Genomic DNA, 20,042 nt, shown 5'->3' with positions numbered 1-20,042 from the left:
TTAATTATATTTAAGTAGGATGTTTGAGATAAAAAAAGGGTTAAAGTAGGTCTGGTAACACTGAAAAAAGCCAAAAAATCATGATGAACCATTAATCCGACAGGAGGATGTCATGCAGCAAATAGGTTCAAAATGGTGGAAGTTTGATTTCCACACACATACACCCGCATCAATGGATTACGGTAAAGCTGACCATCAAATAAAACAAACAATGACCCCAAGGCAATGGTTATTAGACTATATTCAACACGGAATTGAATGCATAGCAGTGACCGATCATAATACTGGGGCATGGATCGACAAATTAAAACCAGAAGCAGAAAATTTAAGATCAGAAGGGCATTCAATATACATATTTCCAAGTATAGAGATTACAGCACATGGTAACATTCACATCTTAGGCATATTCGACATTGATAAAACATCTAGTTTTATATCTCAGATAATTGGGGCAACTAACTATTCTGGTACAGAAGGGGATAGTGATGCAGTAACTCAAATCAGCCCACAAGAGGTTATTGATTTAATCATTAGTCGTGGGGGAGTTGCGATTCCAGCACATATTGACAAAGCGAGTGGGCTTTGCACCGTTCATCCTTCAGGTCCGACTCTAAAGCAAATACTTACTAATGCTTCTGCAGTTGAAATAATAAAAACGCACGATGAATATGAAACCAACCAGCCCGGTTCAAGCCCACTGCGCGGGTATATTTCGTTACAAACAGGTCTTCCTGAGATAATTGGTTCAGATTCTCACCACCCAAGCACAGTTGGTAGAGCTTTTACGTGGATAAAAATGGGTACACCATCAATTGATGGATTAAAACTTGCTTTGTTTGACGGTGATGACTCATTGAAAAGATCAGATCAACACCCAGACTCTCCAAATATTTACGCGGAAAACAGAATTACATCCATAAAGATAAACAAAACTAAATACTGTGGGAGAATAAATGAATTTTCAATACAATTTCATCCATGGTTAAATTGCATTATAGGTGGAAGAGGAAGCGGTAAATCAACCATTTTAGAGTTTATGAGAACTGCTTTGGGAAGAGAGAAAGAACTGGAACAGTTATCATCTAACAAAGAAATGTTTAATTCTTATTCTAAACTAGCCAGAAAAGCTCAGAGCAGAGATGATGATGGTGTCTTTTTAGAAAATAGTAGCATTCACATAGAGTACTTAAAAGGAGAAAATCATTATAGGTTAGAATGGGGGTATGGAGACCAGCAAATATCCATAAACCGAATTGACGGACAAAATATTATCCCAGAAGAAGGGGATGTAATAAGTAGATTTCCCGTAAAAATATTCAGTCAAAAGCAAATATATGAAATATCTCGCTCACCAAATTATCTTTTAAACCTGATTGATGAGTCAAGTATTGTTAGCTTAACCGAATGGAACTATAAATGGGAAAATGAAGTTAGTACAATTTTTCAGTTAAGAAGAGATGTTAAAGATTTAAGGACAAATATATCCACTAAAAGTACCTTAACTGGTCAGTTAAATGACATTAATCAAAAAATAGCATCGATTGAAAGATCCAGCCATGCTAGCATATTATCAAATTATCAGAAATCTTTAAACCAAGATAATTTGATACGTAATTTCATTACAGAAAATGTTGATTTCTTGGAAAATATAACCAATTACATTACTCAAACCAGACCAATTAAAATTGAAATTAATCCTGAGCTTTTTATCAATCAAAATGAAACTACTACCCAAAACAAAATCCTAGATATTCAACAAAAAGTTGAAGATAGTATTATCACATTCAATAAGACCATCAATGACGTCACTAACGAAATTAAAGGCTTAAGCAATTGGTTTGACTCATCTGCATTGAAGCAAGAAATGATTACCAATAAAAATCAATACACCACATTAGTTACTAATCTACAAGCTAGTGGAGTTAATAACCCAAGCGAATATGAAAGCCTCATCGGCACAAGGAAAGCACTGTCAGAACGATTAAGTAAAATCTCTACCGATGAAAAAACCATTGAACAAAAAAGATCAGAAATCGTTCAAAGCTATAAAAAATTAGTTGAACTTCGTAAAGAACTCACTGCCCGGAGAAGACAATTTCTTGTCGACATAAATGATAATAATACTAACTTTAAAGTTAATGTTGATTTTTGTGGAGATAAACAATTCCTTGAAAGTAGTTTTAGAAATGCCATCGATAAAAATGATACTACATTCATCAATGAAATATACAATGAAGATGGCAATGGTTTTTTGAATATATTAAACACTAAGATTAAAGAAATATCAGAGGACAATGATGGAATTATAAATAAAATCCAAGACCTAAAAAATGGATTTTTTGATAAAACCGCTAACACAATATTGGACGTGAAGCTAAGCAAGCGTTTCTTCGATTTTAAAAACTCATTGTCTGAGGAGGAGATTACCGCTTTAATATGCTGGTTCCCTAGTGATTCAATCACTGTGAAATATAATGATGGTCGAAGATTTAAAGATCTATCTCAGGGCTCAGCAGGCCAGAAGGCAGCAACAGTTCTCGCATTTTTACTTTCCTATGGAGATGACCCTATAATTTTAGATCAACCTGAAGATGATTTAGATAACCAGCTAGTTTATGAACTCATTGTAAAAAAAATAAAAGAAAGCAAATGCAAAAGGCAAATAATTATAATAACTCATAACCCTAACATTGTTGTGAACGGAGATTCTGAACTAGTTGTTTCATTAAGCCAGCAGTCAGGTATTACTGATTTCCTCTCCTTCGGGGGATTACAAGAGCGTGAAGTAAGGAGAAACATCTGTGACATAATGGAAGGGGGCAAAGACGCATTTAGTCAACGCTATAGAAGGATTGTTTCTGCTTAAAAGCATTTTCCTCTCTCTAAAAAAGAGAGAGGAAAATACACCTCAACATCAATATGCTTTAAGCTTCGCATAATCGAATGGAGTTACAAATTCATTTTTGTTGGCATCAAGATAATCATCCCACCATTGCACCATTAACCGACGCTCATCCAAATGCTCAGACGTATGGATATAAGCCGCACGCACATTATTACGCTCTGAATGGCTCAACTGCCGTTCTATCGCATCATCACTCCACAATCCTGACTCACCTAGAGCACCACGCGCCATCGTCCTAAAGCCATGCCCGCAAACTTCGGTTTTCGTGTCATAGCCCATTGCTCGCAGGGCACTGTTAACCGTGTTCTCACTCATGACTTTCGCAGCGTCATGATCACCGGGGAAAAGCAGCGCTTTATCACCACTGATTTGCTTAAGCTGTTCCAATAACACCAGAGCTTGTCGGCTAAGTGGAACGATGTGTTCCTCTTTCATTTTCATGCCGCGATGAGAGTAACGCACGCCTTTAATTTCTTCCCGCTTTGCCGGTATGCGCCAGATTGCTTTATCAAAGTCGAACTCATCCCACCTTGCAAAACGTAACTCGCTGGAGCGAACAAAAGTGAGTAAAGACAGTTCTACAGCAATCCGGGTCATCATCCGGCCGCGGTATGCAGCAAGACGAGCAAGAAATTCAGGGAAGCGGCTGGAAGGTAAAGCCGGATAGTGTCGCGCTTTGGTTGTCGACAACGCACCGGCCATGTCACTGGCCGGGTTTGAGTCGATGTAATCGTTCTGTACGGCATAACGCATTATGGCCGTGACGCGCTGTTGCAGACGCTGGGCAACGTCATGTTTACCGCTGGCATCAACTTTTTTAATCGGGGCTAACAGGTGGCTGGTTTTGAGCTGGCGAATGTCGGACGAACCGATATGAGGGAAAATATAAAGCTCAAGATAGCGCAGAACGCGCGAACGATGGTCTTCACTCCACCGTTTGTTACTGGCATGCCATTCACGAGCAATGGTTTCGAAAGCATATGCCCCCGAATTTTCGGCCTGAGCTTCTTTCTGTTCAGCTTTTGGGTCAATCCCCTGCCCTAACAGTTTTTTGGCTTCATCACGTTTTACCCTTGCCTCAGCAAGCGTAACCGTCGGCCAGACACCAAATGCCAGGCGATCTTCTTTTTTGTCGGAAGGACGTCGGTATTTCATGCGCCAGTATTTAGACCCCTTGGCCGAAACCTCGAGATACAAACCGCCGCCATCGGCCATTTTGTAGGTTTTGTCTTTAGGCTTTGCGGTCTCTACCTGTCTGGCGTTGAGCTTCATTTTGGGGGCACATTTCTAATCGAAGTTAAGATGCCCCCAATTATGCCCCCAGTGCCCCCCGGATTTCAACGGACTGTCCCGGACGATGCTGGACGCGAAAATCGCTGTAAGCATTGATTTTAAAGGGTTTAGTGGACTTTCTCGGATGGTCTTGGAAGAAGTCGTGGTGCCGAAGGCCGGACTCGAACCGGCACGTATTTCTACGGTTGATTTTGAATCAACTGCGTCTACCGATTTCGCCACTTCGGCACAGAAGGGGATGCGGAAAACGTGAAGGATTATACCTGTTCCCATTCATGGCGCAAGGCTTATCCCTGCGTCTCGCTACCGTATGCTGAAAAAACCGCCAACCCAATCATTACCTTACCGTAAACAACCCCCAGCGCCGCCCCCACCACTATCAGATTCCTGGCGCTGGCTTTTCCCGCGCACATCCGCCAGCATACCTTGTTACATCAAACGCTTGCGGTTCTGGTTAAGGGCTGTGCTGCGTTCGCTAAGATGTTCTACACTTCAGGTCAGTCCTCAAACCAGGGAACCAACATGACAATCATTAAAAGCTATGCTGCGCCGCAGGCCGGTGCAGAACTGGAACTGTATGAGTTCGATGCCGGGGAGCTTGCTCCGGAAGATGTCGAAGTAGACGTAGAATATTGTGGTATTTGCCACTCTGATTTGTCGATGATCGATAACGAATGGGGCATATCCAGCTACCCGCTGGTTGCCGGGCACGAAGTCATTGGCCGGGTCAGTGCGCTGGGTAGCGCAGCACAAGATAAAGGCCTGAAAGTGGGCCAGCGCGTGGGTATCGGCTGGACAGCGCGCAGTTGCGGCCACTGCGATGCCTGCATCAGCGGCAACCAGATCAACTGCCAGCAAGGCAGCGTGCCCACCATTTTGAACAAAGGCGGGTTCGCCAACAAAATCCGCGCAGACTGGCAGTGGACCATTCCGTTGCCGGAATCCATAGATTTCGCGGCGGCTGGCCCGTTGTTGTGCGGTGGTATTACTGTGTTTAAACCACTGCTGATGCACCATATCACCGCCAACAGCCGCGTGGGCGTGATTGGGATTGGTGGCCTGGGGCACATTGCCATTAAACTGCTGCGCGCCATGGGTTGTGAAGTGACCGCATTCAGTTCGAACCCGTCTAAAGAGCAGGAAGTGCTGAAAATGGGTGCAGATAAAGTGGTGAACAGCCGCGATCCGCAGGCACTTACCGCACTGGCCGGCCAGTTTGATTTAATCATCAACACCGTGAATGTGGATCTGGACTGGCAGCCCTACTTCCAGGCGCTGGCCTGGGGCGGGAACTTCCATACTGTTGGCGCGGTAATGAAGCCGTTCCCGGTGCAGGCATTCACCCTGATAGCCGGTGACCGCAGTGTTTCAGGTTCTGCCACCGGTTCACCGTTTGAGCTGCGCCAGTTAATGAAGCTGGCGGCCCGGGCGCATGTTTCCCCGCAAACCGAGCTGTTCCCGATGTCAAAAATTAACGATGCACTGCAGCATGTGCGGGATGGCAAGGCCCGTTACCGCGTGGTGCTACAGGCAGATTTCTGATAACAGCTTAATGGGAATAAATAACGGCCAGGCACGCACTGTGCACTGGCCGTCTTTCAGTTGCTGCTGGCTCACTTGCCATTTTCAGGCACTTTCTTCTTCCAGTTCACTGCTTCCCTGAACCTTACTGTTCTGTTGTGCCGCCAGTTTTTTCTCCTGTTCCCGTGCGCACTGCGCCTGCTCGCAATAACGCTGGAAACGTTCACAAAACCACGCTCGCTGGGCATCCGTCATATTGCCGGTAATCGCTGCCACATCTACTTTATGCCCTTGCGCCCGCATGCGGGCAAAACTGCGTGCCAGAAAATCAAAATTCTTTAACGCCATCAGTTCTGCTTCACCCATGCTGCCCCTCCATCTTCCGTAAATGTTGCCTGTAAGCTTTCCTGTTTTAAGTATTGTCCTCATCGGATTTTTCGAATGGTCAAAAGGTGCGCACAGCAGCAACTAAACCGGCCTGAGGTCACATTTCGGGGGAAAATACGGGGGAATCTTTGTGGGGCAAAAAACCCAACAAAAAACCCGCTACACAGAGCGGGTTTGAGCCTGATGACAAACCTCATGTACGCACAGAACGAGAGGATGTCACCCTATAAAAAACCTGGAAAATCAAGTCATTGATTTTCGGCTGCTAACTAAAAAGAAGGAAAAACCACGTTTTTTCCTTCTTTTTCATCAATCTGAAACCCGCTACACAGAGCGGGTTTTGCCAGACATCACAACTGCCGTTACCACAGCTAACTGCGTTTCACCAGCAACCACAGGCTGATTAGCAGGAAAGACGCACTGGGCAGGATCGCGCCCATAATTGGCGGAATATGGTACACCAGGCTAAGCGGGCCAAAAATCTGGTCCAGCACATAGAACACAAAGCCGCAACTGATGCCGGTTACCACGCGCACGCCCATTGGCACACTACGCAGCGGGCCGAAAATAAACGACAACGCCATCAGCATCATTACCGCCACAGAAACAGGCTGGAATACCTTGCTCCACATATTGAGCTGGTATTTGCCTGGATCCTGCCCGCTGGATTTCAGGTACTTCACATAGTTATACAGGCCACTAATTGACAGGGCGTCCGGGTCCATCGCCACCACGCCCAGTTTGTCCGGGGTGAGTGTGGTTTTCCAGGTGCCGTTCAGTTTTTGCGAGCCGGTAATCTGCGTGGGGCTGGATAAATCAGATTCATCAATCTGCGAAAGCTTCCACTCTTTCGCGTCTTTATCAAACTTCGCCGAAGCCGCGTTCTCTACCGAAAGCAGGCGGCGTTCTTTGTTGAAGCGATAAATGCTGATGTTTTCCAGTTCGTTGTTGCCTTTTACCCGCTGGATAAACACAAAACTGTTACCGTCTTTCGCCCATAAGCCTTGCTGAGTGGAAAGCAGCGAACCACCGTACATCATTTGCGCCCGGTAGTTGCGCGCCATTTGCTCGCCCTGCGGAGCAACCCATTCGCCAATCGCCATGGTCAGCAATACCAGAGGGATGGCCGTTTTCATTACCGATGCCGCCACCTGCATACGGGTAAAGCCGGAAGCCTGCATCACCACCAGTTCGCTGCGTTGTGCCAGCATGCCCAGCCCCAACAGCGCGCCAAGCAGTGCAGCCATGGGGAAGAAAATCTGAATATCTTTGGGAACACTGAGCAGGGTATACAGCCCGGCGCCTGCTGCGGTGTAGCCGCCCTCGCCGGCCTTTTTCAACTGATCGACAAACTTGATAATGCCGGAAAGCGATACCAGCATGAACAGCGTCATCATAATGGTGTTGAAGATGGTCTTGCCAATATAGCGGTCAAGAACGCCAAACCCTGCCATCAGACCGCTCCTTTCTTAACAAACTGCGCACGCAATTTACGCATGGGCACGGTATCCCACAGGTTCAGGCCTACGGCCAGCGCCAGGTACAATGCATTGACAACCCACATCCACATGGCCGGGTCCAGCTTGCCTTTGGCGCCATTAGAGCGAATAGAGGTTTGCAGCAAGAAAAACACCAGGTAAAGCAGCATAGCAGGCAGCATGGATAACACCCGGCCCTGGCGCGGGTTCACCGCACTGAGCGGCACCACCATCAGCGCCATAATCGCCACCGCCAGCACCAGGGTAATGCGCCAGTTCAGCTCAGCACGGGCAGAGGGCGTATGGGTGTTCCACAAAGTGCGCATATCCATCTGTTCGGTATCGTTCGGGTCCAGCGTCACAGCCTGGTGGCCAATAATCGCTTTATAGTCCTGGAAATCCGTAATCCGGAAATCACGCAACAGCGCCGTACCTTCAAAGCGAGTGCCTTTGTTCAGTGTTACCACCTGGGAGCCATCTGGCCGCAGTGACATTTTGCCGGAATCCGCCACCACCACAGAAGGCCGTGCATTGCCTTTCGGGCGCAACTGCGCAAGGAACACATCGTGGAATTTACTGCCGTTCACACTTTCAATAAACAACACCGAGTTACCATCGGAAGACTGCTGGAATTGCCCGGCAGCCAGCGCCGCCATGCCGGGGTTGGCTTTTGCTTCCGCCAGCACTTCATCCTGGTGGCGTGATGACCAGGGGCCGGCCCACATCACATTCACCGCAGCAACAGCACCTGTCAGTAACATCAGCACGCCTGCCGCTTTAACCAGCACTGATTTACTCAGCCCGCAGGCATGCATTACCGTTATTTCACTCTCGGTATACAACCTGCCAAAGGTCATTAACAGGCCCAGGAAAAGACTGAGAGGCAATATTAATTGCGCCATTTCAGGCACGCCAAGCCCTAATAAAGAGAGCACTAAATTCGTGGGGATTTCACCGTCAACCGCCGCGCCCAGTACCCTGACCAGCTTCTGACAGAAGAAGATAAGTAACAGGATGAACAGAATCGCCAACTGGCTTTTGAGTGTCTCCCGTACAAGATATCTTATGATTATCACATTAAATACGCCTGTGAAAACGAGTCTTTTTGCAGGAAAATTGCTTGTTTCATCGCTTATACGTCATTTATTCTCTTGAGTCGTCGAAAACACCGCTAAGATTAAATAATCTCTCGGCTTCAGGTTTCACGACCTGATAAGTGACGAGCGGAAACCAGTAAAACGTCCGTTAAGATTAACACGAAGTCACCGCAACAGCGGAGTGCGAGTTACGAAAGTTTTCAATTCTATCCGTACAAGCCGCTGTTGTCTTTAAGATTCAGGAGCGTAGTGCATGGAGTTCAGTGTAAAAAGCGGCAGTCCGGAGAAACAGCGGAGCGCCTGTATCGTCGTGGGTGTATTCGAACCGCGCCGCCTGTCCCCAATCGCAGAACAACTCGACAAAATCAGCGACGGTTATATCAGCGCTTTATTACGGCGCGGTGAACTGGAAGGGAAGCCTGGGCAAACCTTATTACTGCATCACGTCCCGAATGTGCTCTCTGAGCGCATCCTGCTGATTGGCTGTGGTAAAGAGCGTGAACTGGATGAGCGCCAGTACAAACAGGTAATTCAGAAAACCATTAACACCCTGAATGATACGGGTTCTATGGAAGCCGTCTGTTTTCTGACCGAGCTACACGTTAAAAGCCGGAGTACGTACTGGAAAGTGCGCCAGGCTGTCGAGACAGCGAAAGAAACCCTTTACAGTTTCGACCAGTTAAAAACCAACAAAACCGAGCCACGTCGCCCGCTGCGTAAAATGGTGTTTAATGTGCCAACCCGCCGGGAACTCACCAGTGGCGAGCGCGCAATCCAGCATGGTCTGGCAATTGCGGCAGGCATTAAAGCCGCCAAAGACCTCGGGAATATGCCACCGAATATCTGTAACGCTGCGTACCTGGCGTCTCAGGCGCGCCAGCTGGCTGATGCTTACAGTAAAAATGTGGTTACCCGGGTGATTGGCGAGCAACAAATGAAAGAGCTGGGGATGAATTCTTACCTGGCTGTCGGCCAGGGTTCCCAGAACGAATCCCTGATGTCGGTTATTGAATATAAAGGCGACCCGTCCGCCGATGCCCGCCCGGTGGTTCTGGTAGGTAAAGGCCTGACGTTTGACTCCGGTGGTATCTCCATTAAGCCTTCTGAAGGCATGGACGAAATGAAGTACGACATGTGCGGCGCGGCGTCGGTCTACGGCGTAATGCGTATGGTGGCGGAGCTGCAACTGCCCATCAACGTAATTGGCGTACTGGCGGGTTGTGAAAACATGCCAGGCGGGCGTGCTTACCGCCCGGGCGATGTGCTCACCACGATGTCCGGGCAGACAGTTGAAGTGCTGAATACCGATGCCGAAGGCCGCCTGGTGCTGTGCGATGTGCTGACCTACGTTGAACGCTTCGAGCCGGATGTCGTGGTGGATATCGCCACACTCACCGGGGCATGTGTGATTGCGCTTGGTCACCATCTCACCGGGCTGATGTCCAACCATAACCCGCTGGCTCACGAGCTGCTTGGGGCGTCGGAGCAATCTGGCGACCGCGCGTGGCGCCTGCCAATGGGCGATGAGTACCAGGATCAGCTGGACTCCAATTTTGCCGATATGGCGAATATTGGTGGCCGCCCTGGCGGGGCAATTACTGCCGCCTGCTTCCTGTCACGCTTTGCCCGTAAATACAACTGGGCGCACCTGGATATTGCCGGTACCGCCTGGCGCTCCGGCAAAGCGAAAGGTGCCACTGGCCGCCCGGTGGCCATGCTGGCGCAGTTCCTGCTTAACCGCGCGGGGCTGGGCAACGAAGAGTAACCTCCGTCCCCTGCTTTCACGGCAGGGGCGAGTATTTTACGGGGAAGGCCTGCCAGGTGCGGGCTTACCCGTGCACAACAGGCCCCCATCGTGGTATGCTTGCTGACCGCCTGGCGGTGTATGCGCCCGCATTCACCCCGGCTCGCTTGCCAACAGGCTGGCACCGCCTTGAAGGCGCCATACTCACCTGGGAAACCGCTGCTCAAACCACGAGCCCGGCGTGAGTGAACAGTCACCGACAACACTCGGAAATCATGAAAAACGCAACGTTCTATCTTCTGGATAACGATACCCCGGCAGGCCCGCTAAGCGCTGTCGAAGCGCTGGTGTGCGAACTGGCGGCAGAACGTTGGCGGGAAGGCAAGCGTGTGCTGGTTGCCTGTGAAAACGAACAACAGGCTATCCGGTTAGATGAAGCGCTATGGCAACGCGAACCCCACCATTTTGTGCCCCATAACCTGGCCGGTGAAGGCCCGCGTTTTGGTGCGCCGGTTGAGCTGGCCTGGCCGCAACGCCGTGGCAGCGCGCCCCGCGATATTCTTATCAGCCTGCTGCCCGGGTTCGCAGATTTTGCCACCGCTTTCCATGAAGTGATAGACTTCGTCCCTTACGAAGAATCCCAGAAACAACTGGCGCGTGAACGCTATAAAGCGTATCGCACGGCTGGTTTCCACTTGACCACGGCCACCCCCACGGTGCCCGGAACGATATAGCAGAAATGGAAAAGACATATAACCCACAAGATATCGAACAGCCGCTTTACGAGCACTGGGAACAGCAGGGCTACTTTAAACCCAATGGCGATAACAGCCAGGAAAGCTTCTGCATCATGATCCCGCCGCCGAATGTCACCGGCAGTTTGCATATGGGTCACGCCTTCCAGCAGACCATCATGGACACCATGATCCGCTACCAGCGCATGCAGGGTAAAAATACGCTGTGGCAGGTGGGGACCGACCACGCCGGTATCGCCACGCAAATGGTGGTCGAGCGCAAAATTGCTGCCGAAGAAGGGAAAACCCGCCACGATTATGGCCGCGATGCCTTTATCGATAAAATTTGGCAGTGGAAAGCAGAATCCGGCGGCACCATTACCCGCCAGATGCGCCGCCTGGGCAACTCTGTAGACTGGGAGCGCGAACGCTTCACCATGGACGACGGCCTGTCCAACGCGGTGAAAGAAGTGTTTGTCCGCCTGTATAAAGAAGATTTGATTTATCGTGGTAAGCGCCTGGTCAACTGGGACCCAAAACTGCGTACCGCGATTTCCGACCTGGAAGTGGAAAACCGCGAATCTAAAGGCTCTATGTGGCACATCCGCTACCCGCTGGCCGACGGCGCGAAAACCGCAGACGGCAAAGATTACCTGGTTGTCGCCACCACCCGTCCGGAAACCCTGCTGGGTGATACCGGTGTTGCGGTAAACCCGGAAGACCCGCGCTATAAAGACCTGATCGGCAAATATGTTGTGCTGCCGCTGGTTAACCGCCGTATTCCTGTCGTGGGCGATGAACACGCCGATATGGAAAAAGGCACCGGTTGCGTGAAAATCACCCCGGCGCACGATTTCAATGACTACGAAGTCGGTAAACGCCACCAGTTGCCGATGATCAACATTCTGACCTTTGACGGCGATATCCGTGAAAGCGCTCAGGTGTTCGATACCAATGGTGTTGAATCCACCGTTTACAGCAGTGATATTCCGGCGGAATTCCAGAAGCTGGAGCGTTTCGCTGCGCGTAAAGCCATTGTGGCCGCGATTGATGCCGCTGGCCTGCTGGTTGAAATCAAGCCGCACGACCTGACTGTGCCTTACGGCGACCGTGGCGGCGTGGTGATTGAACCAATGCTGACTGACCAGTGGTATGTGCGTGTTGCCCCGCTGGCGAAACCGGCGATTGAAGCCGTAGAAAACGGCGATATCCAGTTCGTTCCGAAACAATACGAAAACATGTATTTCTCCTGGATGCGCGATATTCAGGACTGGTGTATTTCCCGCCAGTTGTGGTGGGGCCACCGTATCCCGGCATGGTACGACGCACAGGGTAATGTGTATGTTGGTCGTACCGAAGACGAAGTGCGCCAGGAAAATAACATTCCGGCAGACATCGCCCTGAACCAGGACGAAGACGTGCTGGATACCTGGTTCTCCTCTGCGCTGTGGACATTCTCCACCTTGGGCTGGCCGGAAAATACCGAAGCACTGAAAGCATTCCACCCATCCACCGTGATGGTGAGCGGCTTCGACATCATCTTCTTCTGGATTGCGCGCATGATCATGATGACCATGCACTTTATTAAAGATGAAGACGGTAAACCGCAGGTGCCGTTCCACACGGTGTACATGACCGGGCTTATCCGTGATGACGAAGGGCAGAAGATGTCCAAGTCTAAAGGTAACGTGATTGACCCGCTGGATATGGTGGACGGTATTTCGCTGGAAGCCTTGCTGGAAAAACGTACCGGCAACATGATGCAGCCGCAACTGGCCGAGAAAATCCGCAAGCGCACCGAGAAACAATTCCCGAACGGTATTGAACCGCACGGCACCGATGCGCTGCGTTTCACACTGGCAGCCCTGGCGTCTACCGGTCGTGATATCAACTGGGATATGAAGCGCCTGGAAGGTTACCGTAACTTCTGTAACAAGCTGTGGAACGCCAGCCGTTTTGTGCTGATGAACACTGAAGAGCAGGATTGCGGCTTTAACGGTGGCGAGAAAGTGCTGTCACTGGCAGACCGCTGGATCCTCGCGGAATTCAACCAAACGGTAAAAGCCTACCGTGAAGCGTTGGATAACTACCGCTTCGATATCGCCGCCAACATTCTGTATGAGTTCACCTGGAACCAGTTCTGTGACTGGTACCTGGAGCTGACCAAGCCGGTAATGAACGGTGGCAGCGAAGCCGAATTGCGCGGTACCCGTAATACTCTGGTTACCGTACTGGAAGCGCTGCTGCGCCTGGCGCACCCGATAATTCCGTTTATTACGGAAACTATCTGGCAGCGTGTGAAAGTGCTGAAAGGCATCACTGCCGATACCATTATGTTGCAACCGATCCCGGCGTTTGACAGCGCACTGGTAGATGAAGCCGCACTGGCCGATACCGAGTGGCTGAAACAGGCAATCACCGCTGTGCGTAATATCCGTGCAGAAATGAACATTGCACCGGGTAAACCACTGGAAGTGTTGCTGCGTAACGCCAGCGAAGCGGTGGTTGCCCGTGTAAATGCCAACCGTAACTTCCTGCAAACGCTGGCGCGCCTGGAAAGCATTACTGTGCTGCCAGCCGATGATAAAGGCCCGGTTTCTGTAACCAAAATTATCGACGGCGCAGAGCTGCTGATCCCAATGGCAGGCCTTATCGATAAAGCCGCTGAGCTGGATCGCCTGGCAAAAGAAGTGGCGAAAATCGACGGCGAAATTGCCCGTATTGAGAGCAAGCTCTCTAACGAAGGCTTTGTTGCCCGCGCGCCTGAAGCTGTAGTTGCTAAAGAGCGTGAGAAACTGACCGGTTACGCTGAATCTAAAGCGAAACTAATTGAACAGCAGGCTGTTATCGCCGCGCTGTAAGTTTCTATGCCGCAAGACACCAACCGGGGCCCTGCCCCGGTTTTTTTATGCCTGTGGTTTTTGTTTTAAGCCAGAGGAAAAAAGATGTAGAACGCAGGCCCCACAGCCGCACCGGGCAACACAAAAACAATTACTTGCAGCGGGGACAGTTCGCGTAAGACCGGTGAACCGGAGAAAGGAAGACAAGGTTATTCCGCCCGGATGGCGGAATAAGGCGAACCGAGGCATGGATGCCGAGTCGAGCCGGCCGCAGGCTGACTGCCCGGAGGTGAACACAGTGCGCAGCACCGGTTGCCCGCGAAAACGGGGATTGCAAAGGGGGCGAGCCCCCTTTAGCCCGTTCACTGGCTGTGTAGCCACATTAGTCACCTCACTTCAGGTGAACGGAAACAGCCACACTGCAAGTGAACGGAACAGTCACCGCTGTAACAATAATCTGCCAGCACAGAGCCAGTTGCGCGCCGTGTCAGCCATACTGCTTCCTCTCACCCGCCGCGCCCGGCGCCCGCAGGGGGCACTGGCCCCCTGCACCCCTTTTCGTGGCCGGCAAAATCGCCGCTTCGCGGACATTCGGCTTACCCCGGCGGCCTGTTCGGGTACCGCTCCGGGTCGGCTTCCTGCCTCCCGTCGCTCTGCCTGCGTCCTGCAGGCAGCCCCGCCCCGCCAGGCACGCCTCAACGATTTAGAGGCCACCCAAACCTACCCGTTTGTAAGCCAGAAGCAGCAGCAAAAACACACAAAGACATATCAGGCACAAATCCCCCAGCCACACCAGACAACACAAAAAGCCCCGCTACTTGCAGCGGGGACAGTTCGCGTAAGACCGGTGAACCGCAGAAAGGAAGACAAGGTTATTCCGCCCGGATGGCGGAATAAGGCGAACCGAGGCATGGATGCCGAGTCGAGCCGGCCGCAGGCTGACTGCCCGGAGGTGAACGCAGTGCGCAGCACCGGTTGCCCGCGAAAAACCGGATTGTTAAGGGGCGGGCCCCTTAACACGTTCACAGGCTGTGAAGTCACATTAACCACATCACAGGAAGTGAACGGAACCTTCACTTCAGTCCAAGGTGAACGGAACTTTCACATCAGTCCAGGTGAACGGAAACAACCACACTGCAAGTGAACGGAAACAACTACACATGACACTATGCAAAGTGAACACAACATTCACCGCAGTAACTGTAATCTGCCTAACCGGGATCAAAAAAGGGGGCAAAGCCCCCTTTAATCAAAATACAAACTGCATCACTGACAACCCACGCGCCAGCAAATTCGCCGGGTCAGCCGCTGGCTTATCATTGTGGTCTTCCACTGGTAACTGGTCCAAATCCCCTTCTACATGGGTATTTTCCAGTAAATAACGTGTCGCACGGACTCGCGCCCATGGGTAAGCCAGAAACGCTGTAATGCTGCAAATAAACAGATTACTGACAACCAGCCACACAAACGCACCAACACGTACCGTGGAACGAAAACAAATAGCGCCATTATGCAGGCTCGCCTGGCTGTAGATATAGTTACGTACTGCCACATAACCGTAGCAATAGCACACCAGAGCACCCAGAATATAGAGGAAATAACCCAGCAATATTGAACCTGCAGACTGCATTGCTGCCATCATAATCATGTCTTCCGGATTACCGGAATACTTCATCAGATGCACTATAGGGGCAACAATAAAGTAACCTGCAGCAATCATGAAAGGAATAAATAGCACAATTGCCTTCACGATAATAATGGCACACTTTTTCGTTTCAAGACTTACTTCAAATTTCACGTTACCGTACTGCAAATTATTAATCAGCAATCTACCCCACTGTGAAATATAAAGCCCCTGAATCAGTACAATGCTAAAAAGAGTAACCAGGGCAATACATACAGAGCCGCCAATAACCATACCGGCACTCATTGCGGAACCCATGACGCTCAAAATAGAGGTGACGAGCATCGACATAGCCACCACAATCAGTAATGGCTGCCCCAGCATCACCCACCAGGCGCGTAACGGATTGGTGCGGAAGTTAAAGCGCACACCATTCAATGTGGTCATCATGGCCTGGTAACGTAAACCCTGCATGATCAACCACGGGGAAAACAGTATAAACAACAGCATCATAATCAATGATAATACGGCATTGTTATGGGCAATGTTCACCAGAAAAATGCCATACAACACGGCGATGCACAGCCAGCCAACCAGAATAGATTTACCTGTTGCGTGATAAGCAAATTTTTTCCCGGCTAATTCTGTATTTTCATAGAAATAACGGCGTGAGCGGACAAATGCCCAGGGAAGAAACAATCCAAGAGTAATGATGGTCAGAATAGTGTTGACCAACCATATAACAAAAAATTCACCACCCGTACCTTTGAAGGACATAGCTCGAACCGGGCTGTTTACCATCCCGTCATTTACGTCTGACATAACAATCCTTAGTTAAAATTCAAATAAAACAATAAGTTAAGAAGATATATTTTCTCTGTGTGCATTCAGGACTTTTTATTGTAAAGTATATTTACAAAAAGAAATACACCTGGATTAACGGGGTTGTCATTCGCACAAACTAATGTTATTAGCAGGCTGATATTAATTAACGGCCAAAATAATTCAGACAATTCTTAAGAGAAAATAATGAGCAGTGAAGAATTTATATCACGGGAAATAACTGCAGAAGATAACCCGGCTATTGCAAATGTTATTCGTCAGGTATCTGCAGAATATGGGTTAACGGCGGATAAAGGCTACACCGTTGCAGACCCTAATTTGGATGCACTGTACCAGGTGTATAGCCAGCCTGGGCATATATACTGGGTTGTAGAGTATCAGGGGCGCGTTGTTGGTGGCGGTGGTCTGGCACCACTGGCAGGTGGTACCAGCGATACCTGTGAATTACAGAAAATGTATTTTCTGCCTGTGGCGCGTGGTAAAGGGCTGGCAAAAAAACTGGCGATCCAGGCGCTGGAATTTGCCCAACAGCAGGGTTACCACCAGTGTTATCTGGAAACTACAAGTTCACTGACACAGGCTATTGGGCTATATGAACGCCTGGGCTTTAAACATATTGACCAGGCCATGGGTTGTACAGGCCATGTCGATTGCGAAGTTCGTATGCTGAAAATACTGTAATGCTCAATTAAGCCTGGTTGACCGGTACGCCGCTATGAAAACGGAATTCGGTATCTTCCGACAGTATCAATGCGGCCTCTGCTTCGCCAATTTCCTGTACGCGAGCCTGGATATCATCTACTGATATTTGCCGGGCAAGCGCCAGGTAGTCCTGGTAATGGCGGGCTTCCGAACGCAGCAAAGAGACATAAAACTTTTGCAGGTCACCGTCCAGCCAGGGGGCCAGTGCTGCAAAACGTTCGCAGGAACGCGCTTCTATATAAGCGCCACAAATCAGTTTATCTACCAGCGTCGCTGGCTCGTGGGTGCGGATACTGCGCAACAAGCCTTTCGCATACCGGCTGGCGGTTATTTTCACATAAGGAATATTGCGCGCCGCCATCACTTCCCTGACCTGCCAGAAGTGGTGTAGCTCTTCTTTGATAAGCAACACCATGCGGTCGATAAGCGCCTGTTCCCAGGGTGAGCTGGTTTGAGGCATGGCGCTTTTACTGATTTGCTTATGCAACGCGATAAAGTCAGGCTCCGGGCCTTCGCGAAAAGTAAACGCTTCATAGGGTTGCAGCCACTCCAGCAACGCTGCCGCACCCTTTTGGTCGGCCACATACTTGCGAATCAGCAACATGGCAGTTTGCGCGGCTTTCAGCTCACACACCATGTGGTCGGTCAGCAACAATGGTAAATTTTCCGGTTTACGGGCTTCATGTAACCAGGCTTCGGGTGTGGTGCAGTGGAGAAACTGTAATACGGGGGCAAGAATTTCGGGGTAACTCATCTAACGGTTCCAGGCTTAATACGGCGGGTTACCCCGCCGCTTTATCATGAATCAGTGGCGGACGCCGTCGTCGTCTTCATCCACGTAATCATCATCGTCGTCATCGCCGCCGTCTTCGCCATTCGGGTCTTCGTAGTAAGTTCCCCAGCCGTCATATTCCACTTCGAATTTTTCGGCCAGATCCATTAACTGCTCAACCTGGGTGTCGATAAGCTCAGCGTTTAAAGCACATTCACTGATGGCATCGCAGCAAATAACTATTTCGCCGCCATCCAGTTCCAGTTCTTCCGGGTCGGTCACTTCATAACCCAGCTTAAAGGCTTCCACAGCCACTTTCTCCAGACTCTCAAAGTCATCTGCGGACAGGTGGTGTTCAATGGTGTACAGCGCATCCGGGTCGCTGCCGTCTTCCAGTAATTCTTCAATAACCAAACGCGTTTCTTCGCGTTGTTCGTCCAGCAGTTCAGGGTTTGCCATAAGAGAGCCTCCGTAAGTTGGCATACGGCGCTATTCTCCCACAGCCGGAGCCTTGCCTCCACTCTCATGTGCAAAGATTTCTGACCCCGGGGTTGAAAATGAATATTCATACATATAAAGTGAATTTTAATTCAACTAGTGGTTTTGACCATGTGAGGCAAAAATGTCCTGGTTCTATAAGAAACACTTTCTGAAATTGCTCGACTTCACCCCCAGCCAATTACACGAACTACTGACCCTGGCCGCCCAGCTAAAACGCGACAAGAAAAATGGCACAGAAGCACAGCACCTGTTGGGGAAAAATATCGCGCTCATCTTCGAAAAAGACTCCACGCGCACCCGGTGCTCTTTCGAAGTTGCCGCATACGACCAGGGTGCACGAGTAACCTGGATTGGCCCGAGTGGCAGCCAGATTGGCCATAAAGAATCAATTAAAGACACCGCCCGTGTTCTGGGCCGCATGTACGATGGTATTCAGTATCGTGGCCATGGCCAGGAAATTGTCGAAACACTGGCCCAGTATGCCGGGGTACCGGTGTGGAATGGCCTGACCAATGAATTCCATCCCACGCAGCTAATGGCTGATTTACTGACTATGCAGGAGCACCTGCCAGGTAAAGCATTTAACCAGATGACACTGGTGTATGCCGGAGATGCCCGCAATAACATGGGGAATTCCATGCTGGAAGCGGCGGCATTAACCGGGCTGGATCTGCGCCTGGTGGCTCCGAAAGCCTGCTGGCCAGACGAACAACTGGTAACAGAGTGCCTGGCGCTGGCAAAAACCAATGGAGGGAATATTACTCTGACAGAAGATATTGCCAGTGGTGTGAAAGGCGCAGACTTCATTTATACCGATGTGTGGTTGTCGATGGGGGAAGCCAAAGATAAATGGGCTGAACGTATTGCGCTGTTAAAACCTTACCAAGTGAACGCACAGATGCTGGCATTGAGCGGCAACCCGGATGTGAAATTCCTGCACTGCCTGCCTGCTTTTCATGATGACCAGACTACCACAGGTAAGCAGATGGCTGAGGAATACGGTCTGGTGGGTGGCATGGAAGTGACGGATGAGGTGTTTGAGTCTGCGAATAGTATTGTGTTTGACCAGGCTGAAAACCGGATGCATACCATTAAAGCGGTGATGGTGGCGACACTGACGGATTTGTAGTTGGTGGAGGGGGCGTTCGTCTGGTGTAGGTATTTTTGTTCACTTGAAGTGTGGTTGTTTCCGTTCACCTGAAGTGATGTGAAGGTTCCGTTCACCTGGACTGATGCGAAGGTTCCGTTCACCTGGACTGATGCGAAGGTTCCGTTCACCTGGACTGATGCGAAGGTTCCGTTCATCTGGACTGATGCGAAGGTTCCGTTCATCTGGACTGATGCGAAGGTTCCGTTCACTTCCAGTGATGTGGTTAATGTGACTTCACAGCCTGTGAACGTGTTAAGGGGCCCGCCCCTTAACAATCCGGTTTTTCGCGGGCAACCGGTGCTGCGCACTGCGTTCACCTCCGGGCAGTCAGCCTGCGGCCGGCTCGACTCGGCATCCATGCCTCGGTTCGCCTTATTCCGCCATCCGGGCGGAATAACCTTGTCTTCCTTTCTGCGGTTCACCGGTCTTACGCGAACTGTCCCCGCTGCAA

Annotated in this window: 16 protein-coding genes and 1 tRNA gene; 9 read left to right on the top strand and 8 right to left on the bottom strand. The window is 50.0% G+C overall.

The genetic code is table 11. The features are described 5' to 3' along the window. Positions 1 to 112 precede the first annotated feature (112 nt). A complete protein-coding gene (locus A9B99_RS13860) occupies positions 113 to 2,866 on the top strand; it encodes a TrlF family AAA-like ATPase (protein ID WP_064598410.1) in 2,754 nt (917 codons plus the stop codon). Positions 2,867 to 2,914: 48 nt separating this feature from the next. Here A9B99_RS13860 and A9B99_RS13855 read toward each other — a convergent pair whose 3' ends face one another. Both A9B99_RS13855 and A9B99_RS13850 read right to left on the bottom strand, forming a co-directional pair. Continuing rightward, the gene (locus A9B99_RS13855) at positions 2,915 to 4,177 is read right to left on the bottom strand and encodes a tyrosine-type recombinase/integrase (RefSeq protein WP_064598408.1); all 1,263 of its coding nucleotides are present in this window, start codon (positions 4,175 to 4,177) and stop codon (positions 2,915 to 2,917) included. A 164-nt stretch (positions 4,178 to 4,341) separates the two neighbouring features. Beyond that, positions 4,342 to 4,426 (bottom strand) — tRNA-Leu (locus tag A9B99_RS13850). A 294-nt stretch (positions 4,427 to 4,720) separates the two neighbouring features. Here A9B99_RS13850 and ahr point away from each other — a divergent pair. Continuing rightward, complete coding sequence (gene ahr / locus A9B99_RS13845; RefSeq protein WP_064598407.1) at positions 4,721 to 5,740, top strand: NADPH-dependent aldehyde reductase Ahr; 1,020 nt, start codon at positions 4,721 to 4,723, stop codon at positions 5,738 to 5,740. 84 nt (positions 5,741 to 5,824) lie between these two features. Here the strand turns inward: ahr and A9B99_RS13840 are convergent, their stop codons facing one another. The 3 genes from A9B99_RS13840 to lptF all read right to left on the bottom strand — a co-directional run bounded on the left by A9B99_RS13840 (position 5,825) and on the right by lptF (position 8,660). Then, on the bottom strand, positions 5,825 to 6,085 hold the full coding sequence (locus A9B99_RS13840) for a hypothetical protein (protein WP_064598405.1): 261 nt from the start codon (positions 6,083 to 6,085) through the stop codon (positions 5,825 to 5,827). 392 nt (positions 6,086 to 6,477) lie between these two features. Continuing rightward, positions 6,478 to 7,560 carry an LPS export ABC transporter permease LptG gene (gene lptG / locus A9B99_RS13835; protein WP_064598403.1) on the bottom strand — a complete coding sequence of 361 codons (1,083 nt, stop codon included), beginning with the start codon at positions 7,558 to 7,560 and terminating at the stop codon, positions 6,478 to 6,480. Next, the gene (gene lptF / locus A9B99_RS13830; RefSeq protein WP_064598401.1) at positions 7,560 to 8,660 is read right to left on the bottom strand and encodes an LPS export ABC transporter permease LptF; all 1,101 of its coding nucleotides are present in this window, start codon (positions 8,658 to 8,660) and stop codon (positions 7,560 to 7,562) included. The genes lptG and lptF overlap by 1 nt, the downstream gene beginning before the upstream one ends. A gap of 274 nt (positions 8,661 to 8,934) precedes the next feature. On the opposite strand from lptF, the gene pepA reads away from it, so the two are divergent. From pepA to A9B99_RS13815, 4 genes are all read left to right on the top strand, one after another. Then, positions 8,935 to 10,446 carry a leucyl aminopeptidase gene (gene pepA / locus A9B99_RS13825; protein WP_064598400.1) on the top strand — a complete coding sequence of 504 codons (1,512 nt, stop codon included), beginning with the start codon at positions 8,935 to 8,937 and terminating at the stop codon, positions 10,444 to 10,446. Positions 10,447 to 10,541: 95 nt separating this feature from the next. Further along, on the top strand, positions 10,542 to 10,670 hold the full coding sequence (locus A9B99_RS24385; protein WP_269448071.1) for a hypothetical protein: 129 nt from the start codon (positions 10,542 to 10,544) through the stop codon (positions 10,668 to 10,670). A gap of 30 nt (positions 10,671 to 10,700) precedes the next feature. After that, positions 10,701 to 11,159: a DNA polymerase III subunit chi gene (locus A9B99_RS13820; protein ID WP_064598398.1), complete on the top strand. Its 459-nt coding sequence runs from the start codon at positions 10,701 to 10,703 to the stop codon at positions 11,157 to 11,159. A gap of 5 nt (positions 11,160 to 11,164) precedes the next feature. Beyond that, positions 11,165 to 14,020: a valine--tRNA ligase gene (locus A9B99_RS13815; RefSeq protein WP_064598396.1), complete on the top strand. Its 2,856-nt coding sequence runs from the start codon at positions 11,165 to 11,167 to the stop codon at positions 14,018 to 14,020. A gap of 1,228 nt (positions 14,021 to 15,248) precedes the next feature. On the opposite strand, the gene A9B99_RS13805 is transcribed toward A9B99_RS13815, so the two are convergent. Next, a complete protein-coding gene (locus A9B99_RS13805; RefSeq protein WP_064598393.1) occupies positions 15,249 to 16,445 on the bottom strand; it encodes a YjgN family protein in 1,197 nt (398 codons plus the stop codon). Positions 16,446 to 16,652: 207 nt separating this feature from the next. Here A9B99_RS13805 and A9B99_RS13800 point away from each other — a divergent pair, with 207 nt between their 5' ends. Next, positions 16,653 to 17,147, top strand: a complete 495-nt coding sequence (locus A9B99_RS13800; RefSeq protein ID WP_064598392.1) for a GNAT family N-acetyltransferase — start codon at positions 16,653 to 16,655, stop codon at positions 17,145 to 17,147. A 7-nt stretch (positions 17,148 to 17,154) separates the two neighbouring features. Here A9B99_RS13800 and miaE read toward each other — a convergent pair whose 3' ends face one another. Together miaE and rraB are read right to left on the bottom strand one after the other, a co-directional pair. Next, a complete protein-coding gene (miaE, locus tag A9B99_RS13795) occupies positions 17,155 to 17,922 on the bottom strand; it encodes a tRNA isopentenyl-2-thiomethyl-A-37 hydroxylase MiaE (protein ID WP_064598391.1) in 768 nt (255 codons plus the stop codon). Positions 17,923 to 17,973: 51 nt separating this feature from the next. After that, a complete protein-coding gene (rraB, locus tag A9B99_RS13790; protein ID WP_064598390.1) occupies positions 17,974 to 18,399 on the bottom strand; it encodes a ribonuclease E inhibitor RraB in 426 nt (141 codons plus the stop codon). Between the two features lie 98 nt (positions 18,400 to 18,497). Between rraB and argL the strand changes: the two genes are divergently transcribed. Further along, positions 18,498 to 18,593 (top strand): putative translational regulatory protein ArgL, encoded by a 96-nt coding sequence (gene argL / locus A9B99_RS24515; protein ID WP_231889194.1) that lies wholly within the window; start codon positions 18,498 to 18,500, stop codon positions 18,591 to 18,593. Further along, positions 18,563 to 19,570 carry an ornithine carbamoyltransferase gene (gene argF, locus A9B99_RS13785; RefSeq protein WP_064598388.1) on the top strand — a complete coding sequence of 336 codons (1,008 nt, stop codon included), beginning with the start codon at positions 18,563 to 18,565 and terminating at the stop codon, positions 19,568 to 19,570. The genes argL and argF overlap by 31 nt, the downstream gene beginning before the upstream one ends. Positions 19,571 to 20,042 lie beyond the last annotated feature (472 nt).

The sequence above is a fragment of the Mangrovibacter phragmitis genome (assembly GCF_001655675.1).
Lineage (GTDB): Bacteria > Pseudomonadota > Gammaproteobacteria > Enterobacterales > Enterobacteriaceae > Mangrovibacter > Mangrovibacter phragmitis.
The sequence above is the reverse complement of the archived record's forward strand: the minus strand, read 5'-3'. Positions and strand labels throughout refer to the sequence as shown.